This window comes from Calothrix anomala FACHB-343, from assembly GCF_014696435.1.
GTDB classification, from domain to species: domain Bacteria; phylum Cyanobacteriota; class Cyanobacteriia; order Cyanobacteriales; family Nostocaceae; genus Aulosira; species Aulosira anomala_A.
Genome location: NZ_JACJQG010000101.1, coordinates 1 through 14,273, shown reverse-complemented (window position 1 = coordinate 14,273; position 14,273 = coordinate 1). Strand labels below are relative to the sequence as shown.

At 43.2% G+C, this 14,273-nt stretch carries 9 protein-coding genes; all 9 read right to left on the bottom strand.

Annotated elements, in window-relative coordinates:
- Positions 1-125: 125 nt before the first annotated feature.
- The gene (locus H6G08_RS34380) at positions 126-2,813 is read right to left on the bottom strand and encodes a CHAT domain-containing protein (protein ID WP_190551395.1); all 2,688 of its coding nucleotides are present in this window, start codon (positions 2,811-2,813) and stop codon (positions 126-128) included.
- 392 nt (positions 2,814-3,205) lie between these two features.
- The gene (locus tag H6G08_RS34375) at positions 3,206-4,072 is read right to left on the bottom strand and encodes a nitrate ABC transporter ATP-binding protein (protein ID WP_190551393.1); all 867 of its coding nucleotides are present in this window, start codon (positions 4,070-4,072) and stop codon (positions 3,206-3,208) included.
- 534 nt (positions 4,073-4,606) lie between these two features.
- Positions 4,607-6,610, bottom strand: coding sequence for an ABC transporter ATP-binding/substrate-binding protein (locus H6G08_RS34370; protein ID WP_190551415.1), 2,004 nt, complete (start codon positions 6,608-6,610; stop codon positions 4,607-4,609).
- Between the two features lie 93 nt (positions 6,611-6,703).
- Positions 6,704-7,543 (bottom strand): nitrate ABC transporter permease, encoded by an 840-nt coding sequence (gene ntrB / locus H6G08_RS34365; protein ID WP_190551391.1) that lies wholly within the window; start codon positions 7,541-7,543, stop codon positions 6,704-6,706.
- Positions 7,544-7,709: 166 nt separating this feature from the next.
- A complete protein-coding gene (locus tag H6G08_RS34360; RefSeq protein ID WP_190551389.1) occupies positions 7,710-9,086 on the bottom strand; it encodes a CmpA/NrtA family ABC transporter substrate-binding protein in 1,377 nt (458 codons plus the stop codon).
- Positions 9,087-10,168: 1,082 nt separating this feature from the next.
- Positions 10,169-11,530, bottom strand: coding sequence for a cation:proton antiporter (locus H6G08_RS34355; protein WP_390626923.1), 1,362 nt, complete (start codon positions 11,528-11,530; stop codon positions 10,169-10,171).
- A 276-nt stretch (positions 11,531-11,806) separates the two neighbouring features.
- Positions 11,807-12,139, bottom strand: coding sequence for a P-II family nitrogen regulator (locus H6G08_RS34350; protein ID WP_190551385.1), 333 nt, complete (start codon positions 12,137-12,139; stop codon positions 11,807-11,809).
- Between the two features lie 85 nt (positions 12,140-12,224).
- The gene (locus tag H6G08_RS34345; protein WP_190551383.1) at positions 12,225-13,334 is read right to left on the bottom strand and encodes a sodium-dependent bicarbonate transport family permease; all 1,110 of its coding nucleotides are present in this window, start codon (positions 13,332-13,334) and stop codon (positions 12,225-12,227) included.
- 660 nt (positions 13,335-13,994) lie between these two features.
- A complete protein-coding gene (locus H6G08_RS34340; RefSeq protein ID WP_277877836.1) occupies positions 13,995-14,243 on the bottom strand; it encodes a cupin domain-containing protein in 249 nt (82 codons plus the stop codon).
- Between the last annotated feature and the right edge of the window lie 30 nt (positions 14,244-14,273).

Here is a 14,273-nt window from a genome sequence, read left to right as displayed (position 1 = left end):
CTATGAGCAAGGAACTTCAGCTCCTTGCGGTAAGCGAGTTTCACGTTAAATTGACACCAATGAGGCACTGCCTTGCCCCTAAACTTCGCTACAATGTGAATAAGAACATCATTACAACCCACATACTACCGTTCGCCAATCAAGGTAAACGCCGCCCAATTCACAGGGGAAGGGAATTTTTCTTTCGTCTTCAACATCGCTTGACGCAACGCCAGGGCTTTATCTGGTTGAGTTTGCAAACTCTGATAAAACTCCACCATTAAATATTGTGTCGGTTCATCCGGTACTTGCCATAGAGAAACCAACACGCTGGGAACACCCGCAGAAATTAAGGAACGGGATAACCCAATTACCCCATCACCAGAAAGTTTACCTTTGCCAGTTTCACAAGCACTGAGAACGACTAATTGAGCTTTTAATTTTAAATCTAATATTTCCTCAGCCGTGAGTAAACCATCATCCTTTCCTGATGGTGCTAGCGCAATCCAGCTACCTAAACCCCGATTATCATCAGCCCAACCATGAGTAGCTAAATGAATTACATCTGCTGTTGATAGGCGTTGCAGAATATTGGCTTTAGTTGCATCTTTACCGAGAATTGCTTTAGTTTTTAACATATCAGCAATTGTCTTTGCTTCTTTTTCTGCGCCTGGTAATGGCTTTAACTTTGTTGCAGGTTGACCCGGTTCTGTAGAAACTACAGGCATATTTGGATTACCAACAATTAGAGCGTTATTATAATTTGTTGTTTTACCTTGATTTAATTGATGGGTAAAATCTAACACTTGAATTGCTGGCGCTGTCAAAATAGTATGTTTTTCAATGAGAGATTTACCTTGTTCATCCATAAGTGCGGGGAAAGGAACAAGAAATAAACTACTTTGCGGGACAAAAGTTACACGTTGATTGGGGTCATTTGGTAATAAGTCAGCGATGGGTTTAATTAATATTTGATGGAGTTTTTGTAAATTTTCTCGTTGGGCTTTTTCATTATTAGGGTTATTGAATTGTGATTCAAAAATACTCCTGTCGTCATCAACTACGCCCAAAGAGTCGCGAGTCTTAAAGACTAATTCATCTAAAGTTGTATTATCTTTTTGCCATAAGTGTTTAATATCAACTTTGCGGAATGTGACTTCACCTGTAGGTTTGACAAGCCAGATATAAAGGTCTGATTCTTTGAATTGTTGTTTACCTGCTACTTTGAATTCCTCATAAATCATAGAATATTGCACAAAAGTGACATTTTGCTGTTTAGAAATTTGTTTAATCTCAGCAATTGTCGGTGGTTCGGGTGATTTATCCGCCTGTTTATTATTAGTAGATACACGAGTTGCTAACAACTCAACAAACGCCCTAGCGCGACCACGTTCAGCAATTTCTAAAGCTGCATCAGTTTTATTTTGGGCAATGAGAACTTGTTGTAAATCTCTGTAGATGCTACTTTGGGCATCAAAAAGTGAGATTTTGTCAGTATCATCTAACTTTTTATCTCGCAGAGATTCTAAAACCTTAATTCCCTCATATAGGCTCCTCTCGGCTGCTGAAAGATTATCAGATTTGTAGAAAGAATTACCGAGATTAACTAGGGATTTTCCTTCACCTAATCTGTATTTAGTCTCCCTAGCGATCGCTAAACTTTGCTGATGATACTCAATCGCTTTTTTGTAATTGCCTAAAGCATCGTAAACATTACCCAGATTACCCAAGGAACGACTTTCACTATTACGGTCTTTGAGTTCACGGGCAATAGCTAAACTGGAGGAGTGGTATTCAATTGCTTTTGGATAGTCTTCTAAAGCATCATAAACATTACCGAGATTACCTAGTGCAGCAACTTCACTTTCACGGTCTTTGAGTTCACGGGCAATAGCTAAACTGGAGGAGTGATATTCAATAGCTTTTTTGTAATCTCCCAAAGCATTGTAAGCAAGACCTAGTTCACCCAACGTCGCACCTTCGCCCGATCGGTCTTTGATTTCCCTTGCGATCGCTAAACTTGAGGAGTGATACTCAATTGCTTTTAGGTAATCTCCCAAAGCATTGTAAACATTACCTAGATTACCCAGTGCTTTTGCTTCGCCTAATTTATCTTTAATTGCACGGGAGATAGTTAATCTCTCCTGCTGATACTCAATTGCTTTAGAGTAGTCTCCCAAAGCATTGTAAGCATTACCGAGATTACCCAGGGAATTTGCTTCCCCTAATTGGTCATTGATTTCTCTTTTGATCGCTAAACTCTGTTGGTAGTACTCAATAGCTTTTGGGTAGTCTCCTAAAGCACCGTAAGCATTACCAAGATTATTTAGTGAGTTTCCCTCACCCTTACGGTCTTTCAGTTCACGGGCGATCGCTAATGTCTGTTGGAGGTAATCAATGGCTTTGTTGTAGTCTCCCAACCGAAAGTAGGCAAGACCGATATTACCTAGAGAGTATCCTTCGCCTAGTCTATCTTTCATTTCACGGGCGATCGCTAAACTCTGCTGCTGGTACTCGATAAATTTGGGGTAGTCTCCCATAGCACCGTAAACAGCACCGATGTTAGTCAACGTATTACCTTCGCTTTTACGATCTTTAATTTCTTGGTAAATTATCAGTGCTTGTTGCCAAGATTGTATAGCAGCTTCAAATTGACTAGTTTGAAACTGCTGAATACCTTGTTTATACAATCTATCTGCCTCGGCTTTCCGCACTTGGGAGGTTTGCGCTAACACCTGGGTTATTCCCACAATGGAGCTGTGGTTGATGGGCGCTTGCCCAATGGTGATGAGTAGGGTAATGAGGGTAATCAGTGCGATTTTGTGTATTTTCATCGGTGTTACTGAGGTAATCCTGTCAGTAACATATATCTCCGTGATGGCTCAGGCTATGCAGTTTTGATGAAATTTGTTTTTGGCATGAAGATTAATTGTTGTGATGCTGCTGGCGAAACTGGGGTAACACCCCTCGCTGTTCCCGTAATTCCGCCGTCACCCTAGAAGGGTGCGGCTAATCCTACAAAGCCCACCTTCGTGGGCTGATTTATTTAGCCCACGGAGGTGGGCTTCGTACGGTTAGCCCCAGGCTTCCAGCCTGCGGGCGATATATCGGGTAAGTGCAAAACTCAACTCATGAAAAAAAAGCCAAAAATAAAAGTCAGCTGGTAAACTAAACCTTTTATTTTTGACTCGGTGCTAACCTTTCTTTGTTGTGTCGGGGGGACATTTTAGCCTACGTCATCGTGGGCAAATCTGTTAAATAGGAAGTCCAGGGCATAGTTCCGTAGCTTGTAATATTCTGGATCTTCCATGATGCGGGCGCGATCGCGGGGACGAGAAAATGGTATTTCCATGACTTCCCCAATCTTGGCATGAGGGCCATTGGTCATCATCACCAATTTGTCGGCTAAAAATAGCGCTTCATCAATATCATGGGTAATCATCAGTACTGTGCAGCGATTATCACCCCAAATCTTCAGCAATTCTTCTTGTAATTCTTCTTTGGTAATTGCATCTAACGCTCCAAAAGGTTCGTCTAAAATCAAAACTTTGGGACGAATTGCCAATGCACGGGCGATGGAAACGCGCTGTCTCATACCACCTGACATTTGCATTGGTTTCTTTTCCATTGCATCCCCCAGTCCCACCATTGCCAAATGTTCCCGGACGATCGCTCTTTTTTCCTGTTCTGGTTTTTCAGGATACACTGCATTTACAGCTAGATAAATATTTTCAAACGCAGTACGCCAGGGTAGTAAAGCATAGTTTTGGAATACCACCATTCTATCCGGGCCTGGTTTGGTGATGGGTTGTCCTTCTAGGAGTACTTGCCCTGATGAGGGAAAGTTAAAACCCGACACCATATTTAACAGAGTGGATTTACCACAGCCAGAGTGACCAATTACACAAATAAATTCACCTTTTTCGACGTTGAGATTCACGCCATCAAGTACTGTGAAGGGGCCTTTTTTGGTGGGGTAAACTTTAGAAACATCTCTAATTTCTAGGAAAGGCTGACGGCTGCTTCCACTGGCGTAGCTTGTTCTTTGTGTATCTCTGGGGGTTTCGGCTAATCTTAAGTTGCGGTTTTGCATAGGGGTAAAGAAAGGTGAGAGATTAAAGTGTTGTTGCGGGGGTTTTAGGAATTTGTCTCACGCAGAGGCGCGGAGGCGCAGAGGTAGAGAGAATAAAAGAGGGCGATTGAGTCTTTGAGGCTGATTAACGAGTCTTTGAAACTGATTAATGAGTCTTTGAAACTGATTAATGAGTCTTTGAGGCTGATTAATGAGTCTTTGAAACTGATTAATGAGTCTTTGAACCTGATTAATGAGTCTTTGAGGCTGATTAACGAGTCTTTGAGACTGATTAATGAGTCTTTGAGACTGATTAACGAGTCTTTGAGACTGATTAATGAGTCTTTGAGACTGATTAATGAGTCTTTGAACCTCATTAATGAACTTCTGAGCCTCGTTAACGGAGTGCAAAACTGAAATTATGTAGGTTGGGTTGAGGCTTTGCGAAACCCAACATTTTCGCGGTTTGTTGGGTTGCACTCCGTTTAACCCAACCTACAATGTGGAAAAATTATTTTGAATTTTGAATTTTGAATTTTGAATTTTGAATTCCCCCTACGCTGCTGTTCTGCGCGGTGAATCAAGGATGACTTCAGCAATGGAGAAGTCTCGCTTAATATCTAAACTGTTGAGATAGGAGATTGGATCGTCAGCGTTAAATGGTTTACCATCAAATAGCTGAATCGGTTGGCGAGTATAGCTGATATCTAAGCCTAATTCTCTGGCGGCGGTGCTGAAGACGCGGACGCGACAAACTCTTTCTACAACTTCTACCCAGTTTCTGGGAAAGGGAGTATCACCCCACCGCGCTAGTTGACTCATAATCCAAATTTGTTCGGTACGGCTGGGGCGGTTGATTGCCGACTCGGAATAAAATTGGTGATGGGCGTAATCCCGTAAGGGATGGTCTAAATCACAGCTTAAATTTTCAGGATCTTCGAGTTGAATATACTCTATGTCTGTGCTGACGTAATCTCTGCCGGCGGTAATTCTTCTAATTTCCTGGGCATTGTTGGGATCTGCACAGTATACGCAAGCTTCTAGTAAGGCTTTGGTTAAGGCAATGTGGGTATTGGGGTAAGCTTCCGCCCAGTCTTCCCGTACACCGAGAACTTTACCGGGGTGTCCTAGCCATACTTCTAAGTCTGTGGCTACGGTAAAGCCAACACCTTCAGCTGCGGCGCGGTAGTTCCAAGGTTCGCCGACGCAGTAACCGTCAATACTACCATTTTGCAAGTCAGCGACCATTTGCGCTGGGGGAATGGTTTTCATATCCACATCAATATCGGGGTCAACTCCCCCAGCTGCTAGCCAGTAACGTAGCAGTAAGTTGTGCATGGATGCGGGATGCACTACCCCCATGATGTGTCTTTGTTCGCGAGTACGCAGAAGATATTTCTTAAAGTCTCCTAAACTTTGTACACCTTGGTCGTAAAAGCGTTTCGCTAAGGTAATGGCGTTACCGTTACGAGTCATGGTGAGGGAACTAACTACGGGTACTGGCTGGTTTTTATGTCCGCCCAATGTTAACCACATGGGCATACCTGAAGGCATTTGGGCTGCATCTAAGTAACCGCCAGTGATACCATCTTCAATCCCGCGCCAGCTGGTTTCCCGGACTAGGTTGACTTCATCTAAACCATGCTTGGCAAAAAAGCCTTTTTCTTTGGCAACAGCTAGAGGTGCGCAAGCGCTGAGGGGTAAGAAGCCAATTTCTAAATTAACTTTTTCTAAACCATGACGAGCAATATTTGCTGTTTTCCGCGCCCGAATTTTCTTGATGCGTTTCTGCTGGTTGAGGAAGTAAATCATCTCGCTGCGCAGAATGTAGTAGCTGGGATGTTCTACTACTTCCATCCGTTTGCGGGGTCTGGGGATATCTACTTCTAGGATGTCACCAATTTTGGATTCGGGGCCATTGGTTAACATGACAATTCTGTCAGATAACAATACTGCTTCATCTACGTCATGGGTAACCATGACTGCGGTGACTTCATTTTCTTCGCAGATTTGCATTAATTGTTCTTGCAAGTTCCCTCTTGTGAGTGCATCTAACGCACCAAAGGGTTCATCTAGCAATAATAGTTTAGGACGAATTGCCAAAGCGCGCGCGATCGCTACCCGTTGTTTTTGTCCCCCAGATAACATCCCCGGTTGCTTATCAGCATGGGGACGCAAACCCACCATATCTATATGTTTCTCTACAATAGCTCGGCGTTCGGCAGCAGGCATCCCCTTCATCACGGAATCTACAGCCAAAGCAATATTTTCTCTAACAGTCCGCCAAGGTAATAAAGAATAGTTTTGGAATACCACCATTCTATCTGGGCCTGGTCTGGTGATTCTTTGTCCTTCCAAAGTAACCACCCCTTCAGATGGTAAATCTAACCCTGCAATCATATTTAACAGCGTAGATTTACCGCAACCAGAGTGACCAATTAAAGAAACAAACTCACCTTTTCTAATTTGTAGGTCAATTCCTTTCAGGGCAATATATTGACCGCCACCAGTTAACTCAAATACCTTATCAATTTGATCGACAGCAACGAATACGCTCATTTTTATTTGTCCTTTGTCAGTTGTTATTTGTGCTTTGTCATTTGTCATTTGTCATTTGTCTTTTGCTAATGACTAATGACTAATGACTAATGACTATTTCTGCTCTGCTGGTAAAATCAGGTTTTGTACCCAAGCCATTAATTTATCGAGGAGTAAACCAACTACACCGATATAAACTAGAGCTAAAATAACTTCGCTGACGTTGTTATTTTGATAAGCATCCCAGATAAAGAAGCCAATCCCGACAATACCGGACATAACGATTTCTGCCGCGATAATCGCTAACCAAGCCAAACCAATTGCAATTCTTAAACCTGTGAAAATGTAAGGTAATGCCGCAGGAATTAAGATATTTGTAAAGTATTCTTTGCGGCTTAATTGCAGTACTTTAGCAACGTTGTTGTAATCTTGAGGAATTTGAGTTACGCCCACAGCAGTGTTAATTAATATTGGCCAAATTGCGGTGATGAAGATTACGAATAAAGCTGCTGGTTCGTTTTGGCGTAAAGCTGCTAAGGAAATAGGAACCCAAGCTAGAGGTGGTACAGTCCGTAATAATTGAAAGATGGGGTCTAATGCTTTAGACATTGTTTTATTCACCCCAATCAAAATACCCAAACCAATACCAACAATTGCTGCTAGGGTATAGCTAATTGCTACCCGTTGGAGACTTGCCCAAATCTGCCAAAAAAGACCTTTATCTGTACCACCTTTGTCATAGAAAGGATACAAAATCAATATCCAAGTATCTGTGATAACTTGAATTGGCCCTGGTAATGTTGCGCCTGGAGTCCAAGCAAATAGTTGCCACACACCCAGAAATATTAGGATAGCGATCGCAGGCGGTACAAAATCGGGAAATTGTTTTTGCAGACGGGATATAAAACTGTTATCAAACTTAGGGTTGGCTGGGCGTTTTTGCGCAATTGTCATAAACTCTTATCTCCTAATTAATTTTGGTATTTGGTAGTTGGTATTTGGTGGTATTTGGTATTTGCTATTGAATATTTGTCATCTGTCACAGGTCATTTGGCATTGGTGATGGGAATAAATTGAGCTAATGACTGTTGACGGTTGACTGTTGACTGTTGACTGTTGACTAAACACTGACCTTTTTAATCTTGAGGCTCTTGAGATATTCTTCTGGTTTTTCAGGGTCAAATTTACTGCCATCAAAAAATTCTTCAACACCACGAGATGTATTTGTCGGAATATCAGCCGCCGCAATGCCTAATTCTTGTGCAGCTTCTTTCCAAATATCTTCCCGGTTAACTTTATCAATTAACTCTTTGGCTTTAGCCGCATTATTGGCGATGTAATCTTTGGGTAAGAATCCCCAGCGCACGTTTTCTGTAATGAACCATAAATCATGGCTCTTGTAGGGATAAGAAACGCTACCTTTTTCATCTTTCCAGTAGTAAGCCGCCATTGTTTTATCATCAATTTTGCGACCATCACCCATATCATATTTACCTTGATATGGATCTGCCAAAATTTCTGGTGAGGGAAGGTTGAAATAATTACGAGCAGCAAGAATTTGTGCAGCTTCTTTGCGGTTATCAAAATTATCCAACCACTGCTGCGCTTCCATGATGCCTTTGAGTATGGCTTTGGTTGCTTTGGGATGTTTGTCTACCCAATCGGCTCGTATAGCTAAGTATTCTTCGGGATGATTTTTCCAAATCTCTGCGGTTAATGCAGCCATGTAGCCAATTTTGTCTTTGACAATGCGGAAAGGCCAAGGATCGCCTGTACTAAACGCATCCATTGTGCCTGTCTTCATGTTGGCGACGGTTTGCGCCGCAGGTACGGTGAGTAATTTCACATCTGCATCGGGATCTATGCCACCTGCTGCTAACCAGTAGCGAATCCACAAATCTTGGTTAACGTGGGGGAAGGTGAAAGCGGCGGTGAAAGGTGTAGAAGACTTTAGTTGGGTAAATATGGACTTAGCGCTAGCTAACTGTAAACTAATACCTTTACCTTGGTGCTTATTTGCGATCGCAATTCCATTCCCATGTGTAATTAATTGACACAATACATACATGGGAATTTTTTGATTACCCTTGGTAATTAAACCTTCTGTAATTAAATGAGGCATTGGCATTTGCCATTGACCTCCATCAATCCCACCACCAGCCGAGCCAATTTCTAAGTTATCCCGTGCTGCACCCCAAGAAGCTTGTTTGGCAAGTTCTACGTTCATGCCATGCTTTGCAAATAAGCCTTTTTCTTTAGCAATAATTAGAGGTGCTGCTTCTACAATTGGGATATATCCCAACTTAACTGTGGTGGTTTCTGGCTTTTGTTCGGGACTAATATTTGCTACTGGCTGCGCTGCTGCTTGTGTTGTGCCGCCACTGCCAACATCTTCAGGAGGATTGCCCAAACAGCCTTTGAGGAATACCGCACCCGCAGAAGCTCCGGCGGTTATGATAAATTTGCGGCGAGAAACTTGATTAAAGAATTCCGTCATGGTGTCTCCTTAAAAGTGCAATGTAAGTTTTTATGTATGGCAATTAAGACAAGAAAAATAACTATTTCTTGACGGCTTAATTGTTAATTTGGCCTATTGTTTTTACACAGATTTTCGTCATTCCTAAAAGGAATGGCGAAAGAAACTGATGTAATTATCAAAAAAACTTTGGGAATGAATAGATTAGAGTTTGGGCAACGGAAGAGGTATCACTTAACTTGTTAAATTTAGTTTACAGGTAGTACGGTAGAAATGGTTAACTTCGATCCTCTTTTTCTTAAATAAATATTAGATTAGATATATAAGTAAAATTTTATCTTTCACACTTAAAGTTGCTGTCAAGCTCTAATATATAAATTTTTCTCTATGGATTTGATTATTTAGACAATATGAATACATATTTTTAGGCTGTTTGCATTTCATTTACAATCATCATTTACGCAAATTTTCAATAATAACCATTGTATGAATCTATAATTAGCAATTTGATTCATAAACTAATGTAAACAGAGGGAAAAGCCAAACAGCTTATAGTTGGGCTGTTGTAATTTACAGGACTATACGGAAATATTGAGGCTTTATTCTCTAGATTTTGTAGGGTGTTTTATGGACTTTAGTCCTAAATATCAAAAATTGAAGATTGTAGGGGCATGGCACTGCCCATACGTGTCAACTTAACGTAAAACCCCCATTCCATCTAGCTCCCATGCTCTGCGTGGGATCTGAGATTTATGAGGCTCTGCCTCAATTTATTAGAAGACGAGGCGGAGCCTCGCAATACGCATTTCCAGCCGGAGGCTGGAAACGAGATAGAACTTTTCTTAGTGCCATTCGGTTCTGAGCTTAAGTTGACACCAATGGGCACTGCCATGCCCTCTAGAATATATTGATGTGTCGCAAACATTATTTGAATTGGTACAAGTATATTTTCGTTTTCTAATTCACAGACAAGGGGTTTGCATAATTAATCGGTGTTCTAGCTGCCGATGAGCGCTAAAAATAAAGCCCGCCAGGGCGGGCTAAGAAAGAAATATTATTAACTTGTTTTGCAATATTACCCAATTGGTAATCTCGTAAAACCGTTACTCACTTGCTGTTTCTACAGCCGTGGTAGATTCTGGGATGGGATTCGTGGATGAACCAAAGGCAACCCGTAAAAAAGGTGGAGCGAGGAAAGTTGTCAAAATTACCATGATAATAATCGACACCTCCAACGGCTTATCCAAAATGCCGCTAGCAGAGCCGATGCCAGCAAACACTAGACCCACCTCTCCTCGCGGAATCATCCCAACCCCAATCGCCACTCGATTGATGCCGGGTTGTCCAAACACTGCCCAACCTGTGATCAGCTTGCCAATAATCGCCACCACCATCAAAAAGACAGCAATCAATAGTCCTGCCCGATTCTCCGGTACCGCAGGGTTTAAAACACCAAGGTCGGCACGCGCTCCCACCGTCACAAAGAAAATTGGTACCAGTAAATCGGCGATTGGTTTGATCAATTCATCTAACTCGTTTCGGGCATCGGTTTCATCAAGCACTAAACCCGCCGCAAAGGCACCTAAAATCGCTTCGAGATGAATAGCGTTGCCTAAAAATGCCATAAAGAAGGCGAAGATGAATGCCGGAATCACAATATTTCCACGGGTTTTGAGCTGCTCTACGATCGCCACAAAACTTTTGTTAAAGATACCCCCCAACAAAATTGAGCCAATCAAGAATGCCGTAGCACTGACAATCAAGTAAATGACATTGGCAACATCAATCTCACCTGTTTTGGCTAAACTGGCGACTACAGCCAGGACAATAATGCCGAGGACATCATCAATTACCGCCGCGCCAACAATGATTTGCCCTTCTTTGGATTTGAGTTGACCTAACTCTGACAACACTTTAGAGGTAATACCGATACTCGTTGCAGTCAACGCCGCCCCCGCAAAAATTGCCGGAATCGCCGCCACATGAAACAGCAACATCAACCCTGCCGTACCTGCTGCAAACGGTGCCGCGACTCCAACACAGGCGACTACCGTGGCTTGAATTCCTACTTCCTTCAGTTGCCGCAGATCGGATTCCAGTCCAATTTCAAACAGCAGAATAATCACGCCGATTTCAGCTAGAACCGAAATCACTTCACTTTGCGACTCAAAGATTCGGGTCAGCGCATCCGGTGCCAATTGATTCAATCCTTGCAGCGCTGTCATAATCAGCGAGTCAGAGGCAGACAGCCCCCCTTCGGGAAAGATTACCAGGTGCAACGCCGAAACGCCGACAATCACACCGGCGACAAGTTCCCCCAAGACGGGCGGAAAATCCAAGCGCCTAGCGACCTCTGCGCCGAACTTGCTAGCCAGATAAATCACCACCAGCGTCAGCAAGACGCCAGACAGAATAATGGGTGAATCCTCAGCAACAACGGTCGCCAGGAATGGTATCGGAGCCATGAGAGCGGCCATTCCCCCACTGAAAGGAGGCAGAATGTTAGACAAAATCATGAGTTTAAAGCAATGAATGTTAAGGGTTTGAAAAAGTTATAAAACTGCGGGGGGAATGACTTCTGCGCCAGGGTCAACGTCCTGCGGGCACGAAACACACTCACTCAAAAGCCGAGGTCATGACCTCGGCTTTGGGGTCTGCATCGTCTTGATGCAACAGATGTCTGACCCACAGAAACTTACACTAATAGCTCGCTTGTTCCTTTTATGGCGAGTCATTTCGACTCAACAGCCGTCTGGCCCGCAGAAAGTTCTCCCATACAGTACCTCTGCTTCACAGATATAGATAATGCCCGCATAATCGGTGAAAAACTTGATGGCGACCTGATCCGCAATCTTCTCTGCCATCTCTCGATTTTCGGTGAGTACCTCGAACTTTACATTTGAATCGGTGTCTGCAGTGTTGGGTTTACCCGTAGAGCGCACGTTGCGACTGCCTTTACCGCCAGTATCCACCACCGTATAACCGGTCGCCCCGGCTTCATCAATGATCTTGGCGACCTTTTTCAGCAGAACCTTTTCCGTGACTATGACGAGCTTGTTGGCACGCTTGGCCATGTTGCTTACCTCCTGAAATGATGTAAATTCATCTACTTGGTCTGCCCCGTCAAGGGAACGCTGACAGACCGCGACCCGTCTGGGATTAGCCGCCGATTGCCTGGGCAAGTCCGAGGAAGAACGGTATACACAAGCCGATCGCAACTGGCGTACCAATGGCTGTGGATGCGCCTATGTAGGCGGAGGGATTGGCTGAAGGGATACCGGCTCGCAACGTGGGCGGCCCTGAGATGTCTGAACTAGAGGAAGCGATGACAGCCAGGATCACGACACCGCCCATGCTGAAGTTCATGGTGTAGTGGGCAATCATGCCGAGACCGAAGGCGATTAACCCATGCACAAACGGTGCCACCACACTATAAACAACATACCACTGGGCGACTTTACGCAGTTCGCCAACTCTTGACCAAGCTTCCATACCCATGACCAGCATCAAGATTGAAAGCAAGCCACGAAAGAGGGGATCGTAGAAGCTTTTATAGACACTTTCCGGCTGGGTGAATATGCCAAGAGCAAGACCTAACAACATTGCCGATAGGGCAGGGCCCCGGAGGCTTTCCTCGATAATTGGCCATATCTTGACCTTATTATCGCCATCCCCCTGCTGCTGGCTGAGATACTCCTGGCGGCTGCTGGGATAATCTTTTTTATCGGGATAATCGCCAGCCACAACAGGCTGCTCAATAGAGTAGGCTGCTTCTTTACGCTTCTTCTTGTTGAGATAAATATTAGCCACAACAATCGCAGTTACGAGCGCTGGGATATCCATGAAGGGATAGAGTGCGCCAGCCCATGCCTCGTATGCCATCTTTTGTTCTTCCAGTACCGTCAGACCGGCAGCCATTGTAGAACCACTCACGGCTCCAAACAATCCCCCAGTTGCGATCGCATCAACGACTTTGACCTTTGGCAGCTTGGCTAACGTATAACGCGAGATGAATACAATCGTAATCCCTGTTATTACAGCAAAGATCATGGGTAACACCATCTCCGTCAGATTAGAATTACGGATCGCAATTCCACCGGTTAGACCGATTTTGGTGAGCAGCATGAAGACGATGATCGTACAAATTGACTCTGGAATTACCAATTCGCTACCAAGGGCGGCAATGATCATCCCACCAATCAAAAAGGCGAGTGTTGGGGACTGCAACTGTTTAACGAAGTCCATTACAAATAAGGACCAAAAATCCACGAATACCTCCTTCTCCTCGGATGAGGATTATTGCAATAAATGAACTCAATGAACTTTGTCTGTATAGAAATTCTTCTATCGTTTTAGATCGCTGGCACCGCAAAGCCAGTGGTCGGGGGCAGCAGCCCAACAAGTCGTTGCAGAGGCGGAATAAAGGTTATGTTTCTGAAATTGATAGTATTGCTTACAGACATGATATGTAGGTGTTCAACACAAAAAAGGTTAGATTTTAAGCCCCAAAAACAAGAATTTACTGTTTTTAAATTTGCTTTGAAAACAGGATGATGAAATCAGTCCAGAAAACTTATTTTTCTGGAATTAAGTATGGAAACTAAGCCTGATGTATAACGCCAATCTCAGATAGAAAAGGCGTTGCCAAAAGACTCATTGAAAAATTGATGATTGGTGTTGCTGATGAATGTCATTGAAAGCTGTTTAGACTAGCTTACAGTGTTTAATCCCTACATAGATCATTTACATAGGTAATTATTAAATAAATATTTAGATTAATAGCATAGAGAAAAGTTTATATATTTTCCCTAGTTATCGGACTGATAATTAATACTAAGTAAAGTTATGTATGGCATGAAGTGTGAAGGTAAAATACTTGTGTAGTCAAGACTTCAAGCAATTAATTCTTAGACTACACAACCGTCAAAATTATCCAGCCGACTTTTCCACGCGCAAACCAAAGTAGGTGAGAATTAGTTCACTTGTACCTGTATTTACAACTTCGTGGAGTTCTCCTGGCTCTACAGCTACACAGTTACCGGGAACTAAAGCATATTCTTTACCGTCAACGTAGATAGTCCCTGCACCAGCTTCCACAAAGAACACCCTAAAATAGCGGGAAACTTGGTAGCCTCGTCTCTTTAGAGCGAGGCGGAAAAGTGACCCGCGCGACTTCAGTCGCAGTCAAAAAAATGGTAAAATAACAAA

Coding starts and splice junctions, on each gene's coding strand:
- H6G08_RS34380 (WP_190551395.1), bottom strand. CDS start 2,813: ATGAAAATACACAAAATCGCACTGATTACCCTCATTACCCTACTCATC.
- H6G08_RS34375 (WP_190551393.1), bottom strand. CDS start 4,072: ATGCAAAACCGCAACTTAAGATTAGCCGAAACCCCCAGAGATACACAA.
- H6G08_RS34370 (WP_190551415.1), bottom strand. CDS start 6,610: ATGAGCGTATTCGTTGCTGTCGATCAAATTGATAAGGTATTTGAGTTA.
- ntrB (WP_190551391.1), bottom strand. CDS start 7,543: ATGACAATTGCGCAAAAACGCCCAGCCAACCCTAAGTTTGATAACAGT.
- H6G08_RS34360 (WP_190551389.1), bottom strand. CDS start 9,086: ATGACGGAATTCTTTAATCAAGTTTCTCGCCGCAAATTTATCATAACC.
- H6G08_RS34355 (WP_390626923.1), bottom strand. CDS start 11,530: ATGGCTCCGATACCATTCCTGGCGACCGTTGTTGCTGAGGATTCACCC.
- H6G08_RS34350 (WP_190551385.1), bottom strand. CDS start 12,139: ATGGCCAAGCGTGCCAACAAGCTCGTCATAGTCACGGAAAAGGTTCTG.